This is a genomic window from Mesorhizobium sp. 2RAF45 (assembly GCF_052115225.1).
Classification (GTDB): domain Bacteria; phylum Pseudomonadota; class Alphaproteobacteria; order Rhizobiales; family Rhizobiaceae; genus Mesorhizobium; species Mesorhizobium jarvisii.
Genome location: NZ_JBFRGG010000006.1, coordinates 118,741 through 143,874 on the forward strand (window position 1 = coordinate 118,741; position 25,134 = coordinate 143,874).

Consider the following 25,134-nt stretch of genomic DNA (forward strand, 5'->3'; position numbering starts at 1 on the left):
CCGCCCAGGCCCTGGCCCGACCTCCGGAAGACCTGATGTACCCGCTGGTTTATATCGTGCGCCACGGCCAGACCGCGTGGAACGCCGAATTCCGGCTTCAGGGCCAGGCCGACACCGATCTCAATGCCCTTGGCCGCGAGCAGGCGACCGGAAACGGGCGTCGGCTGGCCGACCTTGTCGGCGATCCCGGGGAATTCGACTTCGTCGCCAGCCCGATGCGGCGGACGCGCGAAACGATGGAACGCATACGCGCCGCGATGAAACTCGATCCGCTCGCCTATCGAACCGATGTCAGGCTGGTCGAGGTCAATTTCGGCGACTGGCAGAGTTTTACCTTTGCCGAGCTCGAGACACAGTCTCCCGGAGCAAGCCGGTTCCGCGCATTGGACAAATGGAATTTTCACCCGCCGGGCGAGGGGGCGGAAAGCTACCAGATGCTGCTCGAACGGGTGAAACCCTGCTTCGACGAGATCGACCGCAAGACGGTTTGCGTGACGCATGGCGGCGTCATGCGCACCCTGTTCCGTTTCGTGCTCGATATGGCCGAGGACGAGGCCGCGAACCTCGAAATACCACAGGATCGCGTGCTCAAACTCGAAGGCAAGAGCCTGGAGTGGCTTTAAGCCGCCTGACCTAGTTCGTGTCGCTGTCCGGCAACTGCATATCGGTCACGACATTCTCGCCATTGGTCACGTCGTAGGCGATGACGATGTCCATGCCCGGCTTCAGCGAGTCGAGATCGGTTTCGGCGTTCAGCTTGTAGGATTTACCGTCGTCCAGCGTCAGGGTCAGCGCGTCCTTGTCGACCTTCTTGATCAGGCCTTCGGTCTGTCCGGCGAAGGCGGCGGTGGAATAGAGCAGGGTGGCGGCAACAGCGCCAATCAGGGTACGCATGATCGTCCTCTTTGGTCATTGCGCCGGCACTGTGGCGGCGGATCCTCAACGGCGGATGGAAGAAAGCAGAAACCAGCCGAATGTGTCAAAACTTAAACGGCAGGGATGACAGTTTGACCACCGCAAAAAACGCCAATAGAAGGCAGGCTTCAACCGGCTCCGCTGCCGGGCAGGGCACTTTTCCATGTCTCACAACACGTTCGGCCATCTTTTCCGCGTCACCACTTGGGGCGAAAGCCATGGCGCAGCGCTTGGCTGCGTGGTCGATGGCTGCCCGCCCGGCATCCGCTTTACGCGCAACGAAATCCAGGCCGAACTCGACAAGCGCCGGCCGGGCCAGTCGCGCTTCGTCACCCAGCGCCGCGAACCCGACGAGGTGAAGGTGCTGTCCGGTTTCGTCCTCGACGAGGACGGCGAGACGATGATCACCACCGGCACGCCGGTCTCCATGCTGATCGAGAATGTCGACCAGCGATCGAAGGACTATGGCGAGATCGCCCGCCAGTACCGGCCCGGCCATGCCGACTACACTTATGACGTCAAATACGGCATACGCGACTATCGCGGCGGCGGCCGCTCCTCCGCCCGCGAGACCGCCGCCAGGGTCGCCGCAGGCGCGCTCGCCCGTAAGGTGGTGCCCGGCATGGTGGTGCGCGGCGCCCTGGTTTCGATGGGCGAAAAATCGATCGACCGCGCCAACTGGAACTGGAATTTCATCGGCGACGCGGAGAATCCGTTCTTCACGCCCGACCCTGCTTCGGTTCCCGTCTTCACGCAGTATCTCGACGGTATCCGCAAGGCCGGATCCTCGGTCGGCGCTGTGATCGAGATTGTCGCCGACGGCGTGCCGCCAGGGCTTGGCGCGCCAATCTACGCCAAGCTCGACCAGGACATTGCGTCGGGCCTGATGTCGATCAACGCCGTCAAGGGCGTCGAGATCGGCAATGGTTTCGAGGCCGCCCGCATCACCGGTGAGCAGAATGCCGACGAGATGCGCATCGGCAATGACGGCAAGCCGGTGTTCCTGTCCAACAATGCCGGCGGCATCCTTGGCGGCATCTCGACCGGTCAGGCGATCGTGGCCCGCTTCGCCGTCAAGCCGACCTCGTCGATCCTGACGCCGCGAAAGTCGATCGACAAGGACGGCAACGACGTCGAGGTGATGACCAAGGGCCGGCACGACCCCTGCGTCGGCATCCGCGCCGTGCCGATCGGCGAGGCAATGGTTGCCTGCGCGATTGCCGATCACTATCTGCGGCACAGGGGACAGACGGGGAAGGGAATAGGCAGTAGGGAATAGGCAGTAGGCCGCCCGAAACAGCCTTTTTCTTCCCTTCTGCCTACTGCCGAATCCCTGCGAGCGAAGCGAGCATCCCATGCCTTACGATCAGAAGAAGATTGTCGAAGCCATCCGCGCATTCGAACGCGGCGAGATCGTCGTCGTCATGGATGATGACGGGCGCGAGAACGAGGGTGACCTGATCGTCGCCGCCGTTCACTGCACGCCGGAAAAGATGGCCTTCATCGTGCGCAACACCTCGGGCATCGTCTGCACGCCGATGCCGCGTGAGGAAGCCAAGCGGCTCAACCTGCAGCCGATGGTCGCCGACAATGATTCCGCCCACACCACCGCCTTCACCGTCAGCGTCGATTTCAAGCATGGCACGACGACAGGCATTTCGGCCGAAGACCGCACGCTGACCGTGCGCAACCTTGCCAACGGCAATGTCGGCGCCTCCGATTTCGTCCGCCCCGGCCACATCTTTCCGCTGATCGCCCGCGAAGGCGGCGTCCTGATGCGTTCGGGTCATACCGAAGCGGCGGTCGATCTCTGCAAGCTCGCCGGCCTGCCGCCGATCGGCGTCATTTCCGAACTGGTCAACGACGACGGCACCGTCAAGCGCGGCCCGCAAGTGCAGGATTTCGCCGAAGAGCACGGCCTGAAGCAGGTGTCGGTCGCCGACCTCATCGCCTACCGCCAGCGCAAGGAAACGCTGGTCGAGCGTGTCGCCTGCTCCGATATCGACACGCTTGGCGGCAAGGCGCAGGTCTTCACCTACACGCTGCCCTGGGACACGATGCATCACGTCGCTGTCGTTTTTGGCGATATACGCGATGGCGAGGACGTGCCGGTGCGGCTGCATTCCGAGGATGTGGTGACCGATGTCTTCGGCACCAGCCATCGCCTGGACGGCATCATGAAAGCGATGGGCGAGCGCAAGCGCGGCGTCATCGTCTATCTCAGAGAGGGCTCCGTCGGCGTCGCGCACCAGGAGCGCAAGCGTCCGCTGAGCGGCGATCGCGAGGATCACGAAGAGGCGCGGCGCCGCGAAAACGAATGGCGCGAGATCGGCCTCGGCGCGCAGATCCTGAAGGATCTCGGCATTTCCTCGATCAACCTGATCGCCTCGCGCGAGCGTCATTATGTCGGCCTCGAAGGGTTTGGCATCCACATCGCCAAGACAGAGATCCTCTAGCTACCTGAAACCTCCGCGATGTCGTCATCCTCGGGTCTGCGCTCCGCTTCGCGTCGCTCCGCCCGTGGATGACGAAGTCACACTGGCCCAAGCCATTCCGACCGTGTCACTCCGCGGGAACGACCGCAGCGTCGCATCCGTCCAGCTCGCATTTTTGCGTGGCCAGGATGCGCTGGCCGAGCAGCACGGTGGCGAGCGCAATCGTGCCTGATGCCACCGAGACCCAGAACCCGTTCTGGGCGCCGAACGCATCCACCACGGCGCCGGCGGCGAAGGAGCCCAGTGCCATGCCGATGCCGATCCCGGTGGTCACCCAGGTGATGCCTTCGGTCAGCATCGCTTCCGGCACATGCCGTTCGATCAGGCCGAAGGCCGTGATGAAGGTCGGCGAGATCGCCACGCCGCTGATGAAGACGGTCAACGCTAGAAGCGGCACGCTGCTGGCGGTGAGCGGCAGTAGCGTGCCGAGCGTGACGAGGGCGACCGCGATGGCGAGCTGGCGTTGCAGTGGAGCCTTCAGGTTGAGCGCGCCGACAATGATGCCGAGCACGAACGACCCCAGCGCGTAGACGCCGATGACGAGGCTGGCGGCGCCGGGCTGGCCGAGCTCTTTTGTGATGGCCACCGTGCTCACTTCCGTCGTCGCGAAGGTGGCGCCAATGAAGATCAGGGCAAAGGTGATGATCTGCACTGGCCGCAGGCGGATCGCCGAGCCGCTCGAGTCGTGGTCCACCGGGCGCACTTGCGGCTCGGTCGATCTCTGCAGGATGAACGCGGTCGACCCCAAGGCGAGGAACAGTGTGCTCGCCAGCATGCCCGCTTCCGGAAACAGGGCGGCGCTGAGGCCGACCGACAGCGATGCGCCGGCGATGTAGACCAGTTCATCCGCCGCCGATTCGAAGGCGAAAGCGGTGTTCATCTCGGGCCGGCCCCGGAAAAGCTCCGTCCAGCGCGCGCGCACCATGGCAGGCATACTGGGCATGGCCGCCGCCAGCAGCGCCGACACGAACAGCGTCCAAACCGGCCAGTCCTGATTGGCGGCCGCAATGAGAGTGATGAAGGCGAGCACGGAGATGATTGTCGTGGGCACGACGATCCGCGTCTGGCCAAGGCGATCGACCAGTCTTGATATTTGCGGCGCCAGGAATGCGTTGGCCAGAGCGAATGTCGCCGAGACGGCACCCGCCAACCAGTATTCGCCACGCGTCTGCGACAGCATTGCCACGATGCCGATCGGCGCCATGGCGATCGGCAGGCGCGCCATGAAGCCGGCGGCCGCAAAGCCCCTCGCTCCAGGGGCGCGGAAGATTTCTGAATAGGGGTTTTGCATGGGGGTTCCTCGACAAAGGGCGGTTCGACAATTACATACGAAGCGTATGAGGATTAGATAGAGCATACGCGACGTATGTCAATTGGCATACGGAACGTATGTGAATAGGACCAGACGGAAATGCACAGACCCCGCAAGGAAATGATCGCCGAAACGCGCGCCAAGCTGATTGCTGCGGCCCGCCAGGCCTTTGGCACGATCGGATATGCCGAGGCGTCGATGGATGATTTCACGGCATCGGCCGGGCTGACGCGCGGCGCCCTCTATCACCATTTCGGCGACAAGAAGGGACTGCTGGAGGCGGTTATCGCCGAAATCGACGGCGAGATGGCGGCCCGGGTGAATGAGGTGGCGTCGAGAGCGCCGACCCGCTGGCAGCATTTCGTCGACGAATGCACGACCTATATCGAAATGGCGCTGGAGCCGGAAATCCAGCGCATCATGTTCCGCGACGGTCCGGCCGTCTTGGGCGATCCGGCGCAATGGTCGAATGCCAATGCCTGCGTCGGCTCAATGACCGATCATCTGACCGCGCTGCAAGGGGAGGGGGTGGTCGTCCCGGGCGTCGACCCCGAGACCGCCGCACGGCTGATCAACGGGGCGAGCAGCCAGGCGGCGCAGCGGATCGCCAATTCTAACGACCCCGAAGCGACGTCGAAGATAGTGGTTGCGGCGTTCAAGCAACTGCTCGAGGGACTGCTCAGAAAACCGGGTTCGCAACAGAACTAAATCCTCGTTGGGCGCACCGCTGTCCACCGCTCATGATTGACAATCCTCGGGGTGAGCGCATCCTTCCCAGCCATCTCTGAGGGGAGATTCGGGACATGTGGGATTTCGATATCGGCAGGTCGGTGTCCATCATGGTTCGGACCTGGCCTTTCATTGTCTTCCGCATGATCGTCTATTTCGGCATCACGCTGGCCTACATCATGGCGACCGGCACCGGCGCTTCCGTCGGCTATGGCGTCGGCCATATCTCCACCGATCCTGACGGGCCGATGTCCTTTGCCCTGTGGGGCGGGGTGGTCGGCTTCGGCGTGGTTTCGATCGCCGTCTATTGGATCCGCGAATACATCCTCTACGTCGTCAAGGCCGGCCATATCGCCGTGATGGTCCATCTGATTGATGGCCGGGATGTTCCCGACGGCCAGAACCAGATCGCCTATGCCAGGCAGGTCGTGACCGAGCGCTTCGCCGAGGCCAACATCCTTTTCGTCGTCGACCAGCTGGTCAAGGGCGCCATCCGCGCCATCACCGGCCTGCTCGGCGGCATCGCCGCCTTCCTGCCCATTCCGGGGCTGAGCGGCCTGGTCTCCTTCATCAACACGGTGATCCGCCTGTCACTCACCTATGTCGACGAGATCATCCTCGGCTACAACATCCGCATCAATTCGTCCTCACCGTTCGAAACCGCTCGGCAAGGCGTGGTGCTCTACGCCCAGAACGGCAAGACCATGATCAAGAACGCCGTCTGGCTGGCGGTCATCATGTGGGGTGTCTCCTTCGTCATCTTCCTGCTGATGCTGGCCCCGGCCGCCGCCATTCTTTTCCTCATGCCAGGGCAACTCGCCGGCTGGGCTTTCGTGCTCGCCATCGTCTTTGCCTGGGCCTTCAAGGCGGCCTTCATCGAGCCCTTCGCCATCGCCTGCCTGATGCAGGTCTATTTCAAGACCATCGCCGGCCAGGTGCCTGACCCGGCCTGGGATGCCCGGCTGGCCGAGGCGTCGTCGAAGTTCCGAGAGTTGAAGGACAAGGCGCTGGCCTCCTTTGGCGGCTCGCGCTGGGGCACGGCCGGCGCGACGCACTGATCGGCGGGATTCGCCTGCGCAGCAGCAACCGTGTTGAGGTGCGCCACCGCTGACTTGAGTGGCGTCTCTCCTTGCCCGCAAAAAGTCTCGCTCATGATCAGGTCGGGCAGCGGCAGCCGCCGGCCCCAGCCATGCGTTTCCAGGTCCGGTTTGGATGCGAACTCGGAAACCCGGCCGACGCAGAGATATGCGATCGGCGTCACGTGCTCGGGAATGGACAGCAGGCTCTTCAACGCTTGCGGCTCGATGATGCTGACCCAGCCGACGCCGACGCCTTCGGCACGCGCGGCCAGCCAGAAATTCTGCACCGCGCAGACCGTGCTGTAGAGATCCATCTCCGGATTGTGCCAACGTCCCAGCGGCGAGTTTTTTGAGCGCTCGCGGTCGCAGGTGATGCAGATGTTGAGGGCGCTTTCGCAGATGCCTTCAAGCTTGAGCTTGCGGTAGAGCGCCTGTCTTTCCACTTCGATTTCAGGCAATTCCTGCTCGCGCGCGGCCAGGAACAGGTCGCGCACATCAGCCCGTCGCGCGGCGTCGCGGATGACGATGAAATTCCACGGCTGCATGAAGCCGACCGACGGTGCATGGTGGGCGGCAAGCAGAAGCCGCGCCAGCACCGCGTCGTCGAGCCCGGTGGGCAGAAAATGGCTGCGCACGTCGCGCCGCGTGAACATGGCGCGGTAAACCGCGTCGCGCGCCATCTGGTCAAACTCGTCACCTGAAGCAGCGGTCATGTGTTCCGGCATCGCGTGTCCCCTTGCGATCGCTATCAATGCCGTCCGCCTGACCATGCGGATGACGATGCCTGCCAGGCCGGTCTTCTGGCTTGGGATCAACCCGCGTCCGGTGCCTTCCCGTCATCGACAGTGGCATTTACCGGCGCGGTCCCCCTCACAGCGTTGGGCACGCCACGGAATTCAACCGTGTTCCCGATTCTCCCGCTTGCGACGGGCACCAGGCAGTAGCGGCGACCTTACGCCGAAGGCTCGGCCGCGCCAATCCCCGCAGCGACGCCAATGGACGCAGGCGCGATTTTCCCCAGCCATCAAGCTGCAATGCATGGCCATCGCGGCGCCGGGGCACTAGATAGGGAGCATGACAACCCGTCTCTACACGCATCCGATCTTCCTCGAACACATCACACCGCCCGGTCACCCCGAGCGGCCGGACCGCCTGCGCGCCATCGAGCGCGTGCTCGACGACGAGGCTTTTGCCGCGCTCGATCGTGTCAAAGCGCCGGAGGGCGACGAGGCCACCATCCTCTACGCCCATCCCGCCGATTTCGTCGCCCGTGTGCGTGCCGCCATTCCCGAAGAGGGTATTGCCCGCATCGATGCCGACACCACCGCCAGCCCGAAGAGCTGGCAGGCGGTGATCGCCGCGATCGGCGCGGCCAACGCCGCTGTTGACGACGTCTTTGCAGGCCGCGCCGACAATGTCTTCGTCGCCGCAAGGCCGCCCGGCCACCATGCCGAAAAGACCACCGCAATGGGCTTCTGCTTCTTCAACACGGCGGCGATTGCGGCGCGCTATGCGCAGAAGAAGCATGGCGCCGAGCGTGTCGCCGTCGTCGACTGGGATGTCCATCACGGCAACGGCACGCAGGATATTTTCTGGGACGATCCCTCGGTTCTCTATTGCTCGACGCACCAGATGCCGCTTTATCCCGGCACTGGCGCGAAGACCGAGACCGGCGCCGGCAACATCGTCAATGCACCCTTGGCGCCGCAGACCGGCAGTGAGGTGTTTCGCGATGCCTTCCTGTCGCGGGTGCTGCCGTCGCTCGACAATTTCGCGCCCGATCTGATCATCATTTCGGCCGGTTTCGACGCGCATCACCGCGATCCGCTGGCCGAGATCAATCTGACCGAGGACGATTTCGACTGGGCGACCGGCCAGCTGATGCAGCGCGCCGCGCGCCACAGCGGCAACCGGCTCGTCAGCCTGCTCGAGGGCGGCTACGATCTGCAGGGACTGGCATTTTCGGTCGCCGCCCATGTCGGGCGACTGATGAAAGGATGAATGATGGCTGGTGAAACCAACGAAGACGTCAAGGCGATGAGCTTCGAACAGGCACTCGACGCGTTGGAGAAGATCGTCGATGATCTGGAGCGTGGCGACGTGCCGCTCGACCAGTCGATCAAGATCTACGAGCGCGGCGAGGCGCTGAAGGCGCATTGCGACCGGCTGCTGAAGGCCGCCGAAGACAAGGTCGAGAAGATCAGGCTGTCGCGCGACGGCAAGCCGGTCGGAACCGAGCCGCTCGACGCGGATTGAGGCGCGGAGTAGCCTTACCGGTTTTTGGACACGATCAAGGTTGAGGATTAAGCTCGTCCCGATTGAAACGGCTCCAGGACAAGAGGAGATACGGAAGCGATGTGCAGAAACATCAAGACCCTGTTCAATTTTGACCCGCCGGCAACCAATGACGAAGTGCGCGACGCGGCCCTTCAGTTCGTTCGCAAGCTGAGCGGAACGACACGGCCCTCGAAACAGAACCAGCATGCGTTCGATCACGCCGTCGAAGTCATTGCGGCATCGGCGCGCGAACTTCTCGATTCGCTCGAAACCAATCAGCACCCGCGCAACCGCGAAGAGGTGGCGGCCAAACTGCGGGCAAAAGCGGCGATCCGCTTTGCCTGATGCGGCCAGAGCGGTCCTCGACCGCTGACAAGGAGAGCCCATGAGCTTCTTTCCCGGAAAAGACCCTGAAGCCGGCGACGCCTTTGCCAGCGACCAGATCGAACTGATGGTCATCCCGAATGCCAAGGACATTGGCGGCTTCGAGGTGCGCCGCGCTCTGCCGACCGCCAGGCGGCGGCTGGTCGGGCCATTCATCTTCTTCGATCGCATGGGTCCGGCGATCCTGCGGGCAGGCCAGGCTCTCGATGTCCGTCCTCACCCGCATATCGGCCTGTCGACGGTGACTTATCTGTTCGACGGCAAGATCCGTCATCGCGATTCCCTGGGCACCGAAATGGTGATCCAGCCGGGCGACGTGAATTTGATGACCGCCGGCCGCGGCATCGTCCACTCCGAGCGCACGCCGGAGGAATTGCGTGGAGCGCCGATGTCGATCTCCGGCCTGCAAACATGGCTCGCCTTGCCCGATGGCAAGGAGGAAGTGGCCCCGGTCTTCGAGAACACCGCTGCCTTGCGGCTGCCCGAGATCGATGCCGAAGGCGTCCGCGGCCGCATCGTCGTCGGCGATTTTCAAGGGTTGCGCTCCCCCGTGAGAGCCGATTCCGAGACACTGTACGCCGACCTTAGGCTGGCGCCGGGCGCCAGTATAAAGATTCCCGCCGACGCGGAAGAGCGCGCCATCTACACGCTGGAAGGCGAGGTCGCGATTTCGGGCGACGTCTTTCCGGCAGAGCGGTTGCTGGTGTTCCGGCCCGGTGACGAGATCATCATATCGTCGCACATCGGTGCGCATTTCATGCTTTTCGGCGGAGCCTCGCTTGGCTCGCAGCGCTACATCTGGTGGAATTTCGTCTCCTCGTCGAAGGAGCGCATCGAACAGGCCAAGCAGGAATGGAAGACGGGACGCTTCGATATCGTTCCTGGAGATGAGAAAGAGTTCATCCCGCTGCCGGAAAGCTGAGGAAATCGGCGAGGGGATCTGATTGATCCGCGTCACCGACACGCATTTACTTTCGCCGGCCGGCGGCTTATCCCGCCGTTGAACAGAAAGCCTGAGCACCCGTGAACGCAACGCCGCATACGCCGCTTCTCGACAAGGTCCGCATTCCGGCGGATCTGCGCGCGCTTGACGAGAGCGAATTGCCGCAACTGGCGTCCGAGCTTCGCCTCGAACTGGTCGACGCGGTGTCGCGCACCGGCGGCCATCTCGGCGCCGGCCTCGGCGTGGTCGAACTGACGGTGGCGCTGCATTACGTCTTCAACACGCCGGACGATCGGCTGATCTGGGATGTCGGCCACCAGGCCTATCCGCACAAGATCCTGACCGGCCGCCGCGACCGCATCCGCACATTGCGCCAGGAGGGCGGCCTGTCCGGCTTCACCCGCCGCGCCGAAAGCGAATACGACCCCTTCGGCGCCGCCCACTCCTCGACATCGATCTCTGCCGGCCTCGGCATGGCCGCCGCCCGCGACCTCTCCGGCGGCCGCAACAACGTCATCGCCGTCATCGGCGACGGCGCCATGTCGGCCGGCATGGCCTATGAGGCGATGAACAATGCCGGCGCGCTCGATGCCCGACTCATCGTCATCCTCAACGACAATGACATGTCGATCGCGCCGCCGACCGGCGCGATGAGCGCCTATCTGGCGCGGCTCGCCTCGGGCAAGGCTTATGCCGGCCTGCGCGACTTCGGCAAGAAGCTGACATCCTATCTCGGTAAGCGCGCCGATCGTGCGATCACAAGGGCGGTTGAGCATGCGCGCGGCTACGTCACCGGCGGCACGCTGTTCGAGGAGCTCGGCTTCTACCACATCGGCCCGATCGACGGTCACAATCTCGAGCATCTGATCCCTGTGCTGAAGAATGTCCGCGACAATGGCGAAGGCCCGGTGCTGATCCATGTCGTCACCCAGAAGGGCAAGGGCTATGCGCCGGCGGAAGCCGCCGCGGACAAGTATCACGGCGTCAACAAGTTCGACGTCATCACCGGCGCGCAGGCCAAGGCGCCGGCCAACGCACCGGCCTACACCAAGGTGTTCGCCGAGAGCCTGATCCAGGAAGCCCGCGAGGACGACCGCATCGTCGCTGTCACTGCCGCCATGCCGAGCGGCACAGGGCTTGATCTGTTCGGCGAAGTGTTCCCGTCACGGACCTTCGATGTCGGCATTGCCGAACAGCATGCTGTGACCTTCGCTGCCGGTCTCGCGACCGAAGGCTACAAGCCGTTCGCGGCGATCTATTCGACCTTCCTGCAACGCGCCTATGACCAGGTCGTCCATGACGTCGCGATCCAGAAACTGCCGGTGCGCTTCCCGATCGACCGCGCCGGCTTCGTCGGCGCCGATGGCGCCACCCATTGCGGCGCCTTCGACACCACCTTCCTGGCAAGCCTGCCGGGCTTTGTCGTGATGGCGGCGGCTGACGAGGCGGAACTGCGCCATATGGTGCGCACCGCCGCAAGCTATGATGACGGCCCGATCGCCTTCCGCTATCCGCGCGGCAATGGCGTCGGCGTCGACATGCCGGAGCGCGGCTCGGTTCTCGAACTCGGCAAGGGCCGCATCGTCAGGGAAGGCACAAAGGTGGCGCTGTTGTCCTTCGGCACGCGCCTGCAGGATTGCCTGATAGCTGCCGAGGAACTCGGCGCGGCCGGGCTTTCCACCACCGTTGCCGATGCCCGCTTCGCCAAGCCGCTCGACGAGGATCTGATCCGCCGGCTGGCCCGCTCGCACGAGGTTCTGGTCACGGTGGAGGAGGGCGCCATTGGCGGCTTCGCCAGCCATGTGCTGCAGTTCCTTGCCCATGAGGGATTGCTGGAAAGCGGCCTGAAGGTGCGCCCGCTGGTGCTGCCTGACGTGTTCACTGATCACGCCAAGCCGGAAAAAATGTATGCCGATGCCGGGCTCGATGCCACCGGCATCGTCCGCACCGTTTTCACCGCGCTCGATCATACGGCCCGCGCCCAGCGCGCCTGACTCAAAATCTGAAGCGCTTGAATCAGTTTGCCGGCTTGATTTCGTAACGCATTGTTAACACTGCCGTTTGGCGTTTTGCTTACCGTGTCCCTTGGCCGTTTTTCAACGGCGCCCTGCTAGATCGGCGTCAGGCAGGGAGACAAGAACAATGAAGACGCTTCTGTGCGGCGTGGCCCTCTTGGCCACCATAGTCGCGCCGGCCGCCGCCGAGACGCGCTATGATCGCAATCTCGAAAAGGCGGCGCTGGGCATCGTTGCCAGCAAGATGGGTGATATCCGCGGCGGCTTTTCCTACAAGCAGGTGCCGCAGCTTGTGGTCTTGCCGGATCATGTTCCGCCGCCTGCCAATGCCACCGAGCATCCTGCTGTGCAGGCATCGGGGGGTCGCGACGACGGTTTGTCTCCGGCCGTCGAGCGCCAAGTGTCCCGCACCATCTTCTAGAACCACATGTCGCGCACGCAACGCCCGTCGCGGGGCAGGTCGTCATATGTGTCGAGGCCATCGAAATGGTCGATAGGCAGATCGGCGACCGCCTCGGGTGGCGCCAGCCTTACATTGACGGCGATGCGTGTGCGACCAGATTCCTCGGCGCGCAAACCACGCCAGGCGAGCACGCAGGCGCAGGTCGGGCAGAACAGGATTTCGAGCGACGGTGTGGCCTTTCCGGCGCGCGTATAGCTGTCCGTCGGTCCCGAAACGCGAATGCGTTCGTCGACATAGTCGTAGGCCCAGAGCACGCCATAGCGACGGCAGAGCGTGCAGTTGCAGGCCGTCACCGGCCCGGGATCGCCTTCCAGGGTCCAGTGGGTTGCGCCACAATGGCAGGTTCCCGTCAGCATTCGTTCCTCCTCCGAGTTCTGACAGCAAACGGCTCTCCTCCCTAACATTGTGCCGGACCCAAAGCGATTCCAGCAAGCCCCGGGGCGGCTTGACCCATTCGCCTGCGTGCGAGGATGTTCTTCGTCCGTCCCAATGTCCTTGCCTTCGCTGCCGGCTTTCGCCATGAAGGCCGATGAACTCGCCTCTGCCAGCCAGCACACGCCAGCGGCTCGACGACCTGCTCGTCCAGCGCGGCCTGTTTGCCAGCCGTTCGCGTGCCCGCGACGCGGTCGAGCGTGGCACGGTGACGGTTGACGGCACCATTGCCCGTAAACCCGGTCAGAACGTCTCGCCGCAATGCCTTGTTGCCATCGATGATCCGGCGCAAGGCTATGTCTCGCGCGCGGCGCTGAAGCTCATCGGCGGGCTCGATCACTTCAGCCTCGATCCGGCCGGCCGCGAGGCCCTCGACATCGGCGCCTCGACCGGTGGCTTCACCCAGGTGCTGCTGGAGCGTGGTGCCTCCCATGTCACCGCGATCGACGTCGGGCACGGCCAGATGCATCCCGATGTCGGCAAGGACCCGCGCGTGACGGTTATCGAGGGACTGAATGCCCGTGACCTCACCGCCGCGGACCTTGGCGGCCGCATTCCGGATTTCATCGTCTCCGACGTCAGCTTCATCTCGCTGAGACTGGCGCTGCCGCCGGCGCTTGCGATTGCCGAACCTGGGGCTGCCGCGGTCTTTCTGGTCAAGCCGCAATTCGAGGCGGGTCGCGAGGCGATCGGCAAGGGCGGCCTGTTGAAGGACCCCTTCGATGCCGCCCGCGTCGCCGGCCTGCTGCAGGATTGGCTGGACGCCGTTCCGGGCTGGCGTTCGCTCGGCCTGCATCTGTCGCCGATCGAAGGCGGCGACGGCAATCGCGAATTCCTGCTTGGTGGGATCAAGGATCGATGAGCACGCGCTTCACCATCAAAAAGCTTGGCGCCCAGGGTGACGGCATTGCCGAAACCGAAAGCGGCGATCTGTTCATCCCCTTCACGCTGCCCGGCGAGACCGTTACCGCCGCGCGCGAACGGGATCGTGCAGCGCTGATGGCGGTGCTGGCAGCCTCGCCGCTGCGCATCGAACCCGCCTGCCGCCATTTCACCGAATGCGGCGGCTGCGCCCTCCAGCATTTCGAGGCCGAAGCCTATCGCCAGTGGAAGCGCGAGAAGGTGGTGCACGCCCTGAAGGGCATCGATTGCGGCATTGACGAACTGGTCGCCTGCGCGCCGCGCACGCGCCGCCGCGTCGTGCTTGCCGCCCGACGCAGCGAGACGGGCATGCTGCTCGGCTTCAATCGCCATTTGTCACCGGAAATCATTTCCATATCGGAATGTCCGATCTCGCTGCCCGAGATCGTCGCAGCACTCGACCGGTTGAGGGCGCTCGCCGACTTGATATGCGCCACCACCAAATCGTTCCGGATGGCGGTCACGGTGACGGGTTCCGGCCTCGACGTCGCGGTGCATGAGTCCGGCAAGCTCGGCGAACACCAGCGCCGCATCGCCTCCAATTTTGTCCTGGCGCAAGGCTTTGCTAGGCTGTCCATCGATGACGAGATCGTCATCGAGCCGAGGAAGCCCGTGGTGATGTTCGGCAGCGTCGCTGTCGCCGTGCCGCCAGGCGCCTTCCTGCAGGCGACCGAGGCAGCCGAGCAGGCCATGGCCGAGATCGTAGGCACGCATCTGAAACGCGCCAAGAAGGTCGCCGACCTTTTCGCCGGTTGCGGCAGCTTTGCCTTGCGGTTGGCCGCGAAGTCGGAAGTCCATGCGGTGGAAGGCGATGCGGCGGCTCTCTCGGCGCTCGATCGGGGGGCACGATTCGCGACCGGCCTGAAGCGGGTGACGGGCGAGCGCCGCGACCTGTTCCGCCGGCCGCTGACATTCAAGGAGTTGAACGCCTTCGACGGCCTTGTCTTCGATCCGCCGCGCGCGGGTGCCGAAGACCAGTCGAAGCAGATCGCCCGCTCGGATGTTCCCTTCGTTGCCGCGGTGTCCTGCAATCCGGTGACGCTGGCTCGCGACCTGCGCATCCTCATCGACGGCGGCTATCAACTGAAGAGCGTGACGCCGATCGACCAGTTCCTGTGGTCGCCCCATGTCGAGGCGGTCGCCCTGCTGGAAAAGCCCAGGAGAAGGCGCGGCTGAGACCGGCCCGTGATCACGTTTCGTTGAGACCGGGCACTTCGGCCTCTCCCGGCCCAAAGCGGCCGGATTGACGCCGCAAAGCCGCCTTCTTGTGCCAGCCTAGTCCGGTTGGGGCGGAAGATTCGGCACTCTCACTGACGGATGATCGTAATGCGGACGGTCTCGAAACTTCTCGCTTTCTTCCTCGCCCTCTCCATTTTCGCGTTCGGGTCGACAGCCCTGGCGCTGGCGCAAAGCCAGAAGCGCCTTGCCTTCGTCATCGGCAACGCCGCCTATCCGGCGGGCGCGCTGGCGACGCCGGCCAACGATGCCGGCCTGATTGCCCAGACATTGCAAGCGGCGGGGTTCGACGTGGTCGGCGCGCGCGACGTCGACCAGGAATCGCTGCGCGGCGCCTATCGCGATTTCCTCGCCAAGGTGACGGCAGCCGGTCCCGACGCCGTGGTGTTTGTCTATCTGGCCGGCCAGGGCCTGCAGTTCGAGGGCGAGAACTATTTCGCGCCCGTCGATGCCCAGATCGCCAACGCCGCTGACGTGCCGATGGCCGCGGTGCGGATCTCCGACCTCACCAAGCCGCTTGCAGCGCTGCCGACCAAGGTCAACATCGTCGTGCTCGATGCGGCGCGGCCAAACTCCTTCGCCAAATCGAACCAGCCGCTGGCTGGCGGCCTTGCACTGGTCGATCCCGACCCGAACATGCTGATCGCCTTCAACGCCGCCCCGGGCACGGTCGCGCCGGAAGGCAAAGGACCTTACGGCGCCTATGCGCAGGCGCTTGCCGAGATGATCAGGGATGGCGGCCTGCAGCTTGGTGATGTTTTCGACCGCACGCGCCTGCGCGTCAACGAGGTGACGCAGGGTGCGGAGTTGCCCTGGAACGCCTCCAAGATCACGGAGCCTTTCGTCTTCTTCGACCGCGGGCCGGATGCCCCGCCGCAGCAGGTGTCGTCAGCCGAGGTCGGCGCCATGCGGACCAAGGAAATCCGCGACTTCGATGCGCATGATGCCTATATCGCGGCTCTCGATCGCGACACGATGCGTGGCTACGAGGATTTTCTGGTCGCCTATCCCCACGATCCGATGGTCAGGCGCGTGCGCGCGATCCTGGCGGCGCGGCGCGAGGCGATCACCTGGCGCCAGACCTGGCTGAGGGACACGCCCGAAGCCTACTGGTCCTATCTCGATCGCTATCCGCACGGTCCGCACGCCTGGGACGCAAGGCGCAGGCTCGAGCATTTCGACGCCGCGCTTGAACCGCCGCAGGGTTTTACCGTCTACGCCTACGACGTGCCGCCGCCACCGCCCGATGAGATGGTCTATGTCGACCGGCCCGTGCTCTATTTCGACGACCCGGAATTCGATTTCGCGCCACCGCCACCCGTGGCGGTCATCTTCCTGCCGCCGCGGCCGCGCGACTTCATTGAACTGGCACCGCCGCCGCCGCCAGTCGGAATCTTCCTTCTGCCGACGCCTGTTTTCGTGCCGGTGCCTGCCTGGGTGAACCCGCCGCGTGATATCTCCCCGCCGCCGAACGACGTCATCTTCAACAACATCCACAACACAACGATCATCAACAACACGACGATCAACGAGAACAACAACCAGGGCGGTGGCCTCACCACCGGCCAGAAACTGACTGCTGGCGCCGTGGGCCTGGGTGCGGCGGCGCTGGCAACGAAGGTCGCGTTGCCGGCCTTCCTGCAGAAGAAGGAAACCGTGCTGTCCAAGCAGAATCCCGGTGGCCTCCCGTTGAAGCCGGGGCAGGGTGGCCAGCAGCCGGGCGGTGTCACGCCGCTGTCGAAGACATTGCCTGCCAACAAGCTGACGGGTCATGCCTTGCCCGGCGCCGACGGCAACACGCTGCCGCTCGTCAATGGCAAGCCGGTGCTGAATGGGCAGAACCTGCCCAACAACCCGAATCTGCCGAAGCAGAACCCGGGCGGCCTCCCGCCGAAGCCGGGGCAGGGTGGGCAGCAGCCGGGCGGTGTCACGCCGCTGTCGAAGACATTGCCTGCCGACAAGCGGACGGGTCATGCCTTGCCCGGCGCCGACGGCAACACGCTGCCGCTCGTCAATGGCAAGCCGGTGCTCAATGGACAGAACCTGCCGAAGAACAAGTCCAGGAAGCTCCTGAACAATCAGGCCACGGCAGGTGGAAACGCCGTGACCGGCAACCCGGTGGTTAATGGGCAAAACGGGGCCAATGGCCAGGGCAATGGGCAAGGCCAGAATGGTACCGGCAAGACCGGCAAGGATGCCAAGTTGCGCAAGATCCCGGGCGCCAACGGCACGTCCGCGGCGAATGGGGTGAACAACCCACCAGCGCTTATTGGCCAGAATTCAGGCCAGAACCCGCCCAACGGCAAGTTCAAGAAGCTTCACAATCAGGGCGGCGGCCAGACGAACGGTCAGGCCAATGGGCAAGGCAATGGGGCACAGGGCAATGGCAACGGTCCCAAATTCCACAGTTTGCCTGCCAACGGAAATGGTGGTGGCAATGTCCAGCAGAAATTCAAGGTCAACAACGGCAACCCGCAGCTGAAGGTGCAGGGTCAGCCCAGGCCGCAGAGGCCGGAGTTCCACGCCCAGCCGAAGCAGCAAATGCAGCAGCAGGTGCAGCGGCAGGCACGGCCAAGGCCGCCGCAGCCGCAGCCGCCGGCCGTCAAGAAGCCGTCTTGCGGGCACCCCAATGAGCCCGCTTGCAAGAAATAGCGCATGTCGGCCAGAGGTGGTTCGGCCTGGGTCGGGACATGCATGAGACAAAGGCTTGAAACGCGTCGCTGGTCGCGTTGTGTGAGGTAACCGGCTGTGTCGGCCGGCGACAAAAACATGGCTGGCCGTGACGGCTACCCGCGATCAGATCACAACTGCGTGGTTGGCCACGGCCAAGATTGCGCAGTGCCTCGGCCCGCTGGTACCCAGTCTGCGCCGGGGGGCCTCAACGGAGTGAGCACAATGAGGATTGCAAGCGTTCTGACGTCCATCGCCCTGGCCGGGTTCGTTGCGACGGGAGTCGCCGCGGCAGCGACGACAGCAGCGACCACGACTGCCCCGGCCGCTACCACGGCCGCCCCGGCGAAGAAGTCGGCGGCCTCTGCCATGACGCCGGAGAAGACCGCGATTTCCAAGCAATGTTCCGCACTCGCGGACGCCAAGAAGCTCCACGGCAAGGCGCGCGAGAAGTTCCGGGCCGATTGCAAGAAGAACGGTGGCAAGGCCACCTGATCAACAGCTGATTTCGGCTATTGCCGCCAGCCTAGGCTGGCGGCAATTCCTTCATCCCGAGCGCTGAAACTCATCGGACGTCGGTGGCGCCTGGACTGCTACGGCCATAAAGGTTGCTCAATCTACGAGCTTGGCAACGTTCGTGAGGGTCTGCGGCGTGCCGCCCCGCTGGTTGATCGACACCCAGATATTCGGGTTCTGCTGCGACTGGCGTTTCACGAAGTAGTAGCCGGTCGCGTTCCACGGCCTGATTTCGTCGACCAGATTGTCCAGGACCAGATCGCCCTTGTCGGTTTTCACCGTCAGGATGGTGTGGCCTTCATTGTCGAGGTCGTGCACCACGGTCATCAGCAGCGCCTGCCGGGGGAACCCGGCCTCCTGAAGAAGCTTGCGCTTGTAGAGTGCGTAGATCTTGCAGTCACCCTTACCGTCAACCGGGTAATCCCAGTGGTCCGCCATCGTGCCCCAGTGGTCGAAATTGCTGACGGGCTTGATGGAACTGTTCGCCTTTTGATTTATCCGCTTCAGAGTGCGCAGGTTCTGCGCGGTCAGCTTGACGTTTGTGGCCGGCAGAGCGGGCACCTTGCACTCTTTTGGCCGGCGATGGCAGAAATCGACCCAGCCGTAGGGGACGCTGGTAGGACCACCGACCGTGACGGCAGAAGATTGCGTCGATCGTACTTTGAACCACGTCGACTGTGCTGATGCCGGAGCGGCTTGCAGCGCTGTCGCGCCGATCAACGAAACCAAGCCAAGCAGGATTGACGAAGTCAGGACCGAAGAATGCCGCATTGCCGAAACCACCATCGCAACGAGGAACTGGTGCTGCGTCGTGCGCAAAAAGGCAGCCCAGGCAGTTTAACAGTTACTAATTTCCTAATGCGAATTGTGTTCACTTCAAGGTGATGATCGCGGACGATCTGATTGGCATCAATCGCTAACGCGGCGTCGGGATGCTTCGGCGAGCCCCCCGCATCCATTTCTCCCAGCGTCTTCGGTTTGGCCCTCCGGGGCAGGGACGCGAACACGTCCTCAGGCCGCGTTAAAGGAAGGACCGGAGCAGCTTGTGTGACTTGATCATCGGATGCACTGACGGCTTTGAGCTTTTTTCCGTTGACCATCATGGTTCCTCTCTCGATATACGCGGATATTGATCGCCCCGATTTCCGAGGCGACACGGGCTGTCAGCCGACGCCCGAAAGAATCCGCCCCACGAAAGCCGGCACCACTTGTGTCGCCGGTCCTTCCAACTGTTCGTCGAAGCGGGAGGCCCAGCCGGCGCACTTTAGGTTGAGTTCGATCGTCAAGGCGCCGGCGGCGCGCGCCTCCTCGGCGGCGTTCGGCCCGACACCGTCCATCTGCCGCCGCCGCATCTTGTAGAAATCCTGCACCTTGGCGGGGTCGCGAGCAAAGCCTTCGGGCGTCGCAACGTCCTCAAGGTTGAATTTGGCCCAGACGCCATCGGGATCGCGAAAGGTCGCGACGCCCGATTCCGCCGAAATGCCGGCGCCCGTCAGGATGACGATCTTGGATCTGGACATTGTCAGGCCGCCCCAACTCGGAAACATCACTTTGGCGGGCGATGTTACCGGTACGGCTCGAGCCTCAAACCCTGGTGCCGCCCACCGTCATCTGGTTCATCCTGAGATGCGGCTGGCCGACGCCGACCGGCACGCCCTGTCCGGCCTTGCCGCACATGCCGATGCCATTGTCGAGCTTCATGTCGTTGCCGACCATCGAGACGCGGTGCATGGCGTCGGGCCCGTTGCCGATCAGCATGGCGCCCTTGATCGGCTGCGTCACCTTGCCGTTCTCGATCATGTAGGCCTCGGTGCAGCCGAACACGAATTTGCCTGAGGTGATGTCGACCTGGCCGCCGCCGAAGGAGACGGCGTAGATGCCGTTCTTGACCGAGGCGATGATCTCGTCCGGTTCCATGTCGCCTGACGTCATGTAGGTGTTGGTCATGCGCGGCATCGGTTGGTGCGCGTAGCCTTCGCGCCTTCCGTTGCCGGTGGCTTTCATGCCCATCAGTCGTGCGTTCTGCCGGTCCTGCATGTAGCCGACCAGTTTGCCGTCCTGGATCAGCACGTTGCGGGCCGAGGGCGTGCCTTCATCGTCGACGGTGAGCGAGCCGCGCCGCTCCGGGATGGTGCCGTCGTCGACGACGGTGACGCCCTTGGCGGCGACCTGCTGGCCCAGCAGGCCGGCGAAGGCCGAGGTCTTCTTGCGGTTGAAATCGCCTTCCAGCCCGTGCCCGACGGCCTCGTGCAGCATGACGCCCGGCCAGCCGCTGGACAGCACGATGTCGAATGTGCCGGCCGGAGCTGGGATGGCCTCGAGATTGACCAGCGCCTGCCTCAGCGCTTCCTTGGCGGCATGCTTCCAGCTGTCCTCGATCAGGAAGTCGCCGAATGCCTTGCGTCCGCCCATGCCGTAGGAGCCGCTTTCCTGGCGGTCGCCGTCGCCGACGACGACCGAGACGTTGATGCGGACCAGCGGCCTGATATCGCGCACCATCTGGCCGTCGGCGCGCACGATCTCGACATGCTGCCAGGACGCGGCGAGCGAGGCCGTCACCTGGCGCACGCGTGGATCCTCGGCGCGCAGCCAGGCGTCGATTTCCTGTAGCAGCTTCGCTTTGGCCTCGAAGGAGGGCGAGGGGATCGGGTTCTCGTCGCCGTAGAGATGGCGGTTGGTGCGAGCAGGGGCAGCGGCAAGCGTTCCGGAATAGCCGCCCTTGACAGTCGAGACCGCAGCGGCCGCGCGCAGCAGCGAGGCTTCGGAGAGGTCGCTCGAATGGGCGTAGCCGCTGGCTTCACCCGCGACGGCACGCAGGCCAAAGCCCTGGTCGGTGTTGAAATTGGCGGTCTTCAGCCGGCCATTGTCGAACATCAGCGCCTCGCTCTCGCTGTATTCGAGAAACAGTTCGCCGTCGTCGGCGCCGTTGATGGTGTCGGCGACGATCTGCTTGATGCGATCGTCGGAAATATCGAATTGGCCGATCAGGCTGTTCATGGCGCGTCCGTCCGTGGGAAGATTGCTTTCCCCCGATGTAGGCGCGAAGCCGCGCTCGCACAATCGGCAATGACGATCGGCGTCGGCGAATGACGACGGCCAGCCGATGCGGCATTCAGATGCGGCATTCAGGAGAGCTGCGTCAGAACCTGGTTCTGCGCCAAGCTCGGGATCAGGGAAGGGCGGCGAAGCCGTCGGCAAAACCCTTGAGGTCGACAGGGATGCCGATGCCTTCTTCCGGCGTCTGGAAGACGATGAACGTCGCCGACGTGCCGGTCTTCAGCGTGTCGAGCAACGGCTTTTCGAGGATGACCTCGGCATAGCAGCCGTCCTGGAAGCAGCGCACGAAATAGGCGCGGCCAATGTCCTTGCCGTCGACATTGAGGCCGAGCCCGTTCGGCAAAAGCACGCCGAGCGGCGCCAGCACGCGCAGGATCTCGGCCTTGTTGTCGGCGGTGCGCAGCACGACCACCGACAGCCCCATCTCCGGACGGTCCTCGGCGACGACATTTTGCATCATCACGCATTGTTCGGAGGTGGCGCCCGCCGGCGTGTCGCAGATGATCGACCAGGCGCCATGCGTAGAGCGCACCGTGCCGCTCGGCTGGGCGGCATTGGCCTGACCGGCCACGAACAGACCGGCCGCGGACAAAGCGGCAAGAAACATGGCCTTGACCAAGGTGCTCGAAAGCTCCGGTCTCGTATGCCCCAGTCTCGAAAGCCAAGAGTTCATGACGGCTCCATTGCGAATCACGGCACTTTAAGCCGCGCCAATGCCAAGTAAAGGACGAGACCGCTGCCGAACTGTCCCGAAACAGGCAATACAGCGCTTTTCTCTGTCAAATTCGCCTGAATTACGACACATCGCGCACCTCGCCAACATGAGGCGAGCAGCCTGCCGGACATACGCGATTCGCCGCCATCGCCGCTGCCCCGGAAGAGCCGTCTCACCTTGCGCGCAAAAATGCCGCACAGTTTCCTCCGCTCCTTTCTTGCGGAGGGAAAAAGAGTATGGTTTGAACCAGTTTGAGACTGTCGGGATTCCCGTCCCGGCATTGTTCGTTATTCTCGTTGGCACCGCCGCGAGGAACTGGGAGACGAAGAGGGCGATGAGAAATTTCCTAGCAGACGCCAAGTTTCTAGCCAGTGCTGGGGCTGCCACCGCGCTTTTCGCGGTCACGTCCGCCCATGCAGACCAGCCCGTGGCGTGGGAGACGACCTTCCAGGCGCCGGCGACCGACATGATGCGGCAGATCGAATGGTTCGGGAACTACACGATGTGGTTCATCGTCCCGATCACCATTCTGGTGCTGCTTCTCCTCGCCTACTGCATCGTCAGGTTCCGCGCGAGCGCAAACCCGGTTCCCTCCAAGACCAGCCACAACACGCTGATCGAGGTGATCTGGACCGTCGGCCCGGTCGTGATCCTGCTCTGTCTCGCCATCCCCTCATTCCAGCTCCTGACCGCGCAGTACACTCCGCCGGAGGAAGCCAAGCTGACCGTCAAGGCGACCGGCAACCAGTGGAACTGGGACTATGAATACCAGACCGACAACACGCTCTCCTTCAATTCGGCCATCCTCCAGGATGGCGACCGCGCCAAGGCTGGCAAGGAGGATCGCAAGGTCTATCCGCGCCTGCTCGCCGTCGACAATGAGCTGGTGGTGCCGGTCAACACGATGACGCGCGTGCTCGTCACCGCGACCGACGTGATCCACTCCTTCGCCATGCCGTCCTTCGGCATCAAGATCGACGCCATTCCGGGGCGCACCAACGAGACCTGGTTCAAGGCGGAGAAGGAAGGCCTCTATTATGGTCAGTGCTCGCAGCTTTGCGGCAAGGACCACGCCTTCATGCCGATCGCCATTCGTGTCGTCTCCGACGCGCAGTTCAAGACCTGGCTGGCTGCGGCCAAGACCGATCTGCCCGGCGCCAACAAGACGCTGATGGCCGAGGTCGATGGCCAGAACAAGGTAGCGGCCGCCGGCAATTGATGCCGCGGGTTAGCAAGATTTAGGGAACGGAGCGGAACATGGCAGACGCTGCAGCTCACGACAGCCACGACCACAAGCCTTATCATGGCTGGGTGCGCTGGGTCTATTCGACCAACCACAAGGACATCGGCACGCTCTACCTGATCTTCGCGATCATGGCTGGCATCATCGGCGGCGCGCTGTCGGTCGCCATCCGCATGGAGCTGCAGGAGCCTGGCATCCAGATATTCAGCGGTCTGGCGCAGATGGTCTACGGCATGAACGGTGACGCAGCGGTCGACGGCGGCAAGAGCATGTACAATGCCTTCGCCACCGCGCATGCGCTGATCATGATCTTCTTCATGGTCATGCCGGCGCTGATCGGCGGCTTCGCCAACTGGATGGTGCCGATCATGATCGGTGCGCCCGACATGGCGTTCCCGCGCATGAACAACATCTCCTTCTGGCTGCTGCCGCCGGCCTTCATCCTGCTGCTCACCTCGATGTTCGTGCCGAGCGCGCCGGGCGCCTACGGCGTCGGCGGCGGCTGGACGCTCTATCCGCCGCTGTCGACCTCGGGTCAGCCGGGCCCGGCCATGGATCTGGCGATCCTGTCGATCCACATCGCCGGTGCCTCGTCGATCCTCGGCGCCATCAACTTCATCACCACCATCTTCAACATGCGCGCTCCGGGCATGACGCTGCACAAGATGCCGCTGTTCGCCTGGTCGGTGCTGGTCACTGCCTTCCTGCTGCTGCTGTCCCTGCCGGTCCTGGCCGGTGGCATCACCATGCTGCTCACCGACCGCAATTTCGGCACCACCTTCTTTGCCCCCGATGGCGGCGGCGATCCGCTGCTGTTCCAGCACCTGTTCTGGTTCTTCGGCCATCCGGAAGTGTACATCCTGATCCTGCCGGGCTTCGGCATCATCAGCCATATCGTCTCGACCTTCTCGAAGAAGCCGGTGTTCGGTTATCTCGGCATGGCATACGCCATGGTCGCGATCGGCGCCGTCGGCTTCATCGTCTGGGCGCACCACATGTATACGACCGGCCTGTCGCTCGACACGCAGCGCTACTTCGTTTTTGCCACCATGGTCATCGCGGTTCCGACGGGCGTGAAGATCTTCTCTTGGATCGCGACGATGTGGGGCGGGTCGATCTCGTTCAAGACGCCGATGCTGTGGGCGCTGGGCTTCATCTTCCTGTTCACCATCGGCGGCGTCACCGGCGTCCAGCTGGCCAATGCCGGCCTCGACCGCTCGCTGCACGACACCTATTTCGTCATCGCCCACTTCCACTACGTGCTGTCGCTGGGCGCGGTGTTCGCCATCTTCGCCGGCTGGTACTACTGGTTCCCCAAGATGACCGGCTACATGTATTCGCCCGTGATCGCCAACACCCACTTCTGGGTCACCTTCGTCGGCGTCAACCTGATCTTCTTCCCGCAGCACTTCCTTGGCCTGGCCGGCATGCCGCGCCGCACCATCGACTATCCGGACGCGTTTGCCGGCTGGAACTACGTGTCGTCGATCGGCTCTTATATCTCGGCCGTCGGCGTGGTGATCTTCCTCTACGGCGTGTTCGAAGCCTTCCAGAAGAAGCGGATCGCCGGCGCCAACCCATGGGGCGAGGGTGCCACCACGCTCGAATGGCAGCTGCCTTCGCCGCCGCCGTTCCACCAGTGGGAGCAGCTGCCGAAGATCAAGTAAGGCGGCTCCCGCCCGAATACAAAACCGCCGGCCCGCCGGCGGTTTTGGCCAACGGAATGATGGAC

The 25,134-nt window shown here is 63.6% G+C and carries 24 protein-coding genes, 1 pseudogene and 1 riboswitch; of the genes and pseudogenes, 17 read left to right on the forward strand and 8 right to left on the reverse strand.

Annotated elements, in window-relative coordinates:
• The first annotated feature begins 35 nt into the window (after nt 1–35).
• On the forward strand, nt 36–623 hold the full coding sequence (locus tag AB4Z43_RS18215) for a histidine phosphatase family protein (RefSeq protein WP_441938658.1): 588 nt from the start codon (nt 36–38) through the stop codon (nt 621–623).
• A gap of 10 nt (nt 624–633) precedes the next feature.
• On the opposite strand, the gene AB4Z43_RS18220 is transcribed toward AB4Z43_RS18215, so the two are convergent.
• Nucleotides 634–894, reverse strand: a complete 261-nt coding sequence (locus tag AB4Z43_RS18220; protein ID WP_019856964.1) for a DUF1344 domain-containing protein — start codon at nt 892–894, stop codon at nt 634–636.
• 184 nt (nt 895–1,078) lie between these two features.
• On the opposite strand from AB4Z43_RS18220, the gene aroC reads away from it, so the two are divergent.
• Nucleotides 1,079–2,194 (forward strand): chorismate synthase, encoded by a 1,116-nt coding sequence (gene aroC, locus AB4Z43_RS18225; RefSeq protein ID WP_019856965.1) that lies wholly within the window; start codon nt 1,079–1,081, stop codon nt 2,192–2,194.
• A gap of 76 nt (nt 2,195–2,270) precedes the next feature.
• Entirely contained in the window at nt 2,271–3,371 is a 1,101-nt protein-coding gene (ribB, locus tag AB4Z43_RS18230; RefSeq protein WP_441938659.1) for a 3,4-dihydroxy-2-butanone-4-phosphate synthase, read from the forward strand.
• Between the two features lie 106 nt (nt 3,372–3,477).
• Here ribB and AB4Z43_RS18235 read toward each other — a convergent pair whose 3' ends face one another.
• Entirely contained in the window at nt 3,478–4,701 is a 1,224-nt protein-coding gene (locus AB4Z43_RS18235) for an MFS transporter (protein WP_441938660.1), read from the reverse strand.
• Nucleotides 4,702–4,821: 120 nt separating this feature from the next.
• Here AB4Z43_RS18235 and AB4Z43_RS18240 point away from each other — a divergent pair, with 120 nt between their 5' ends.
• Together AB4Z43_RS18240 and AB4Z43_RS18245 are read left to right on the forward strand one after the other, a co-directional pair.
• Nucleotides 4,822–5,430, forward strand: a complete 609-nt coding sequence (locus tag AB4Z43_RS18240; RefSeq protein WP_019856969.1) for a TetR/AcrR family transcriptional regulator — start codon at nt 4,822–4,824, stop codon at nt 5,428–5,430.
• Nucleotides 5,431–5,525: 95 nt separating this feature from the next.
• Nucleotides 5,526–6,509, forward strand: coding sequence for a hypothetical protein (locus AB4Z43_RS18245; RefSeq protein WP_019856970.1), 984 nt, complete (start codon nt 5,526–5,528; stop codon nt 6,507–6,509).
• Nucleotides 6,510–6,628: 119 nt separating this feature from the next.
• On the opposite strand, the pseudogene bluB reads toward AB4Z43_RS18245, so the two are convergent.
• Nucleotides 6,629–7,300: pseudogene (gene bluB, locus AB4Z43_RS18250) on the reverse strand (5,6-dimethylbenzimidazole synthase); the annotation flags it as partial.
• A 3-nt stretch (nt 7,301–7,303) separates the two neighbouring features.
• Nucleotides 7,304–7,483, reverse strand: a riboswitch (cobalamin riboswitch).
• A 121-nt stretch (nt 7,484–7,604) separates the two neighbouring features.
• Between bluB and AB4Z43_RS18255 the strand changes: the two are divergent.
• From AB4Z43_RS18255 to AB4Z43_RS18280, 6 genes are all read left to right on the forward strand, one after another.
• Complete coding sequence (locus AB4Z43_RS18255; protein ID WP_019856973.1) at nt 7,605–8,531, forward strand: histone deacetylase family protein; 927 nt, start codon at nt 7,605–7,607, stop codon at nt 8,529–8,531.
• 3 nt (nt 8,532–8,534) lie between these two features.
• Nucleotides 8,535–8,786 carry an exodeoxyribonuclease VII small subunit gene (locus tag AB4Z43_RS18260; RefSeq protein WP_027046614.1) on the forward strand — a complete coding sequence of 84 codons (252 nt, stop codon included), beginning with the start codon at nt 8,535–8,537 and terminating at the stop codon, nt 8,784–8,786.
• 99 nt (nt 8,787–8,885) lie between these two features.
• Complete coding sequence (locus AB4Z43_RS18265) at nt 8,886–9,152, forward strand: DUF2277 domain-containing protein (RefSeq protein WP_023764504.1); 267 nt, start codon at nt 8,886–8,888, stop codon at nt 9,150–9,152.
• A gap of 40 nt (nt 9,153–9,192) precedes the next feature.
• Nucleotides 9,193–10,113 (forward strand): pirin family protein, encoded by a 921-nt coding sequence (locus AB4Z43_RS18270; RefSeq protein ID WP_441938661.1) that lies wholly within the window; start codon nt 9,193–9,195, stop codon nt 10,111–10,113.
• Between the two features lie 101 nt (nt 10,114–10,214).
• Entirely contained in the window at nt 10,215–12,128 is a 1,914-nt protein-coding gene (gene dxs / locus AB4Z43_RS18275) for a 1-deoxy-D-xylulose-5-phosphate synthase (RefSeq protein WP_019856976.1), read from the forward strand.
• 148 nt (nt 12,129–12,276) lie between these two features.
• Entirely contained in the window at nt 12,277–12,570 is a 294-nt protein-coding gene (locus tag AB4Z43_RS18280; RefSeq protein ID WP_069091674.1) for a hypothetical protein, read from the forward strand.
• Here AB4Z43_RS18280 and AB4Z43_RS18285 read toward each other — a convergent pair.
• A complete protein-coding gene (locus AB4Z43_RS18285; protein ID WP_019856978.1) occupies nt 12,567–12,968 on the reverse strand; it encodes a GFA family protein in 402 nt (133 codons plus the stop codon). The two genes, AB4Z43_RS18280 and AB4Z43_RS18285, sit on opposite strands and share 4 nt — an antisense overlap.
• A gap of 173 nt (nt 12,969–13,141) precedes the next feature.
• Between AB4Z43_RS18285 and AB4Z43_RS18290 the strand changes: the two genes are divergently transcribed.
• The 4 genes from AB4Z43_RS18290 (at nt 13,142) to AB4Z43_RS18305 (ending at nt 18,366) form a co-directional block, all read left to right on the forward strand.
• Entirely contained in the window at nt 13,142–13,906 is a 765-nt protein-coding gene (locus AB4Z43_RS18290; RefSeq protein WP_441938662.1) for a TlyA family RNA methyltransferase, read from the forward strand.
• Nucleotides 13,903–15,141 carry a class I SAM-dependent RNA methyltransferase gene (locus tag AB4Z43_RS18295; protein ID WP_441938663.1) on the forward strand — a complete coding sequence of 413 codons (1,239 nt, stop codon included), beginning with the start codon at nt 13,903–13,905 and terminating at the stop codon, nt 15,139–15,141. Before AB4Z43_RS18290 ends, AB4Z43_RS18295 begins: the two co-directional genes overlap by 4 nt.
• 141 nt (nt 15,142–15,282) lie before the next feature.
• Complete coding sequence (locus AB4Z43_RS18300; RefSeq protein ID WP_441938664.1) at nt 15,283–17,853, forward strand: caspase family protein; 2,571 nt, start codon at nt 15,283–15,285, stop codon at nt 17,851–17,853.
• Nucleotides 17,854–18,096: 243 nt separating this feature from the next.
• On the forward strand, nt 18,097–18,366 hold the full coding sequence (locus AB4Z43_RS18305; RefSeq protein WP_051112819.1) for a hypothetical protein: 270 nt from the start codon (nt 18,097–18,099) through the stop codon (nt 18,364–18,366).
• A 117-nt stretch (nt 18,367–18,483) separates the two neighbouring features.
• Here the strand turns inward: AB4Z43_RS18305 and AB4Z43_RS18310 are convergent, their stop codons facing one another.
• From AB4Z43_RS18310 to AB4Z43_RS18325, 4 genes are all read right to left on the reverse strand, one after another.
• Nucleotides 18,484–19,158, reverse strand: coding sequence for a transglutaminase-like cysteine peptidase (locus tag AB4Z43_RS18310; protein ID WP_171903324.1), 675 nt, complete (start codon nt 19,156–19,158; stop codon nt 18,484–18,486).
• 392 nt (nt 19,159–19,550) lie between these two features.
• The gene (locus AB4Z43_RS18315; RefSeq protein ID WP_441938665.1) at nt 19,551–19,907 is read right to left on the reverse strand and encodes a Sir2 family NAD-dependent protein deacetylase; all 357 of its coding nucleotides are present in this window, start codon (nt 19,905–19,907) and stop codon (nt 19,551–19,553) included.
• 64 nt (nt 19,908–19,971) lie between these two features.
• On the reverse strand, nt 19,972–21,384 hold the full coding sequence (gene tldD, locus AB4Z43_RS18320) for a metalloprotease TldD (protein ID WP_019856987.1): 1,413 nt from the start codon (nt 21,382–21,384) through the stop codon (nt 19,972–19,974).
• Nucleotides 21,385–21,556: 172 nt separating this feature from the next.
• Entirely contained in the window at nt 21,557–22,117 is a 561-nt protein-coding gene (locus tag AB4Z43_RS18325; protein ID WP_027046616.1) for an invasion associated locus B family protein, read from the reverse strand.
• A 376-nt stretch (nt 22,118–22,493) separates the two neighbouring features.
• Here AB4Z43_RS18325 and coxB point away from each other — a divergent pair, with 376 nt between their 5' ends.
• Together coxB and ctaD are read left to right on the forward strand one after the other, a co-directional pair.
• Nucleotides 22,494–23,378, forward strand: coding sequence for a cytochrome c oxidase subunit II (gene coxB, locus AB4Z43_RS18330; protein ID WP_027046617.1), 885 nt, complete (start codon nt 22,494–22,496; stop codon nt 23,376–23,378).
• A 38-nt stretch (nt 23,379–23,416) separates the two neighbouring features.
• Nucleotides 23,417–25,069, forward strand: a complete 1,653-nt coding sequence (gene ctaD, locus AB4Z43_RS18335) for a cytochrome c oxidase subunit I (RefSeq protein ID WP_019856990.1) — start codon at nt 23,417–23,419, stop codon at nt 25,067–25,069.
• The last annotated feature ends 65 nt before the right edge of the window (nt 25,070–25,134 follow it).

Excerpts from the sequence above, each read along its gene's own strand:
- AB4Z43_RS18215 (WP_441938658.1), top strand. The coding sequence starts at position 36 with ATGTACCCGCTGGTTTATATCGTGCGCCACGGCCAGACCGCGTGGAAC.
- AB4Z43_RS18220 (WP_019856964.1), bottom strand. The coding sequence starts at position 894 with ATGCGTACCCTGATTGGCGCTGTTGCCGCCACCCTGCTCTATTCCACC.
- aroC (WP_019856965.1), top strand. The coding sequence starts at position 1,079 with ATGTCTCACAACACGTTCGGCCATCTTTTCCGCGTCACCACTTGGGGC.
- ribB (WP_441938659.1), top strand. The coding sequence starts at position 2,271 with ATGCCTTACGATCAGAAGAAGATTGTCGAAGCCATCCGCGCATTCGAA.
- AB4Z43_RS18235 (WP_441938660.1), bottom strand. The coding sequence starts at position 4,701 with ATGCAAAACCCCTATTCAGAAATCTTCCGCGCCCCTGGAGCGAGGGGC.
- AB4Z43_RS18240 (WP_019856969.1), top strand. The coding sequence starts at position 4,822 with ATGCACAGACCCCGCAAGGAAATGATCGCCGAAACGCGCGCCAAGCTG.
- AB4Z43_RS18245 (WP_019856970.1), top strand. The coding sequence starts at position 5,526 with ATGTGGGATTTCGATATCGGCAGGTCGGTGTCCATCATGGTTCGGACC.
- AB4Z43_RS18255 (WP_019856973.1), top strand. The coding sequence starts at position 7,605 with ATGACAACCCGTCTCTACACGCATCCGATCTTCCTCGAACACATCACA.
- AB4Z43_RS18260 (WP_027046614.1), top strand. The coding sequence starts at position 8,535 with ATGGCTGGTGAAACCAACGAAGACGTCAAGGCGATGAGCTTCGAACAG.
- AB4Z43_RS18265 (WP_023764504.1), top strand. The coding sequence starts at position 8,886 with ATGTGCAGAAACATCAAGACCCTGTTCAATTTTGACCCGCCGGCAACC.
- AB4Z43_RS18270 (WP_441938661.1), top strand. The coding sequence starts at position 9,193 with ATGAGCTTCTTTCCCGGAAAAGACCCTGAAGCCGGCGACGCCTTTGCC.
- AB4Z43_RS18280 (WP_069091674.1), top strand. The coding sequence starts at position 12,277 with ATGAAGACGCTTCTGTGCGGCGTGGCCCTCTTGGCCACCATAGTCGCG.
- AB4Z43_RS18285 (WP_019856978.1), bottom strand. The coding sequence starts at position 12,968 with ATGCTGACGGGAACCTGCCATTGTGGCGCAACCCACTGGACCCTGGAA.
- AB4Z43_RS18290 (WP_441938662.1), top strand. The coding sequence starts at position 13,142 with ATGAACTCGCCTCTGCCAGCCAGCACACGCCAGCGGCTCGACGACCTG.
- AB4Z43_RS18295 (WP_441938663.1), top strand. The coding sequence starts at position 13,903 with ATGAGCACGCGCTTCACCATCAAAAAGCTTGGCGCCCAGGGTGACGGC.
- AB4Z43_RS18300 (WP_441938664.1), top strand. The coding sequence starts at position 15,283 with ATGATCGTAATGCGGACGGTCTCGAAACTTCTCGCTTTCTTCCTCGCC.
- AB4Z43_RS18305 (WP_051112819.1), top strand. The coding sequence starts at position 18,097 with ATGAGGATTGCAAGCGTTCTGACGTCCATCGCCCTGGCCGGGTTCGTT.
- AB4Z43_RS18310 (WP_171903324.1), bottom strand. The coding sequence starts at position 19,158 with ATGCGGCATTCTTCGGTCCTGACTTCGTCAATCCTGCTTGGCTTGGTT.
- AB4Z43_RS18315 (WP_441938665.1), bottom strand. The coding sequence starts at position 19,907 with ATGTCCAGATCCAAGATCGTCATCCTGACGGGCGCCGGCATTTCGGCG.
- tldD (WP_019856987.1), bottom strand. The coding sequence starts at position 21,384 with ATGAACAGCCTGATCGGCCAATTCGATATTTCCGACGATCGCATCAAG.
- AB4Z43_RS18325 (WP_027046616.1), bottom strand. The coding sequence starts at position 22,117 with ATGAACTCTTGGCTTTCGAGACTGGGGCATACGAGACCGGAGCTTTCG.
- coxB (WP_027046617.1), top strand. The coding sequence starts at position 22,494 with ATGAGAAATTTCCTAGCAGACGCCAAGTTTCTAGCCAGTGCTGGGGCT.
- ctaD (WP_019856990.1), top strand. The coding sequence starts at position 23,417 with ATGGCAGACGCTGCAGCTCACGACAGCCACGACCACAAGCCTTATCAT.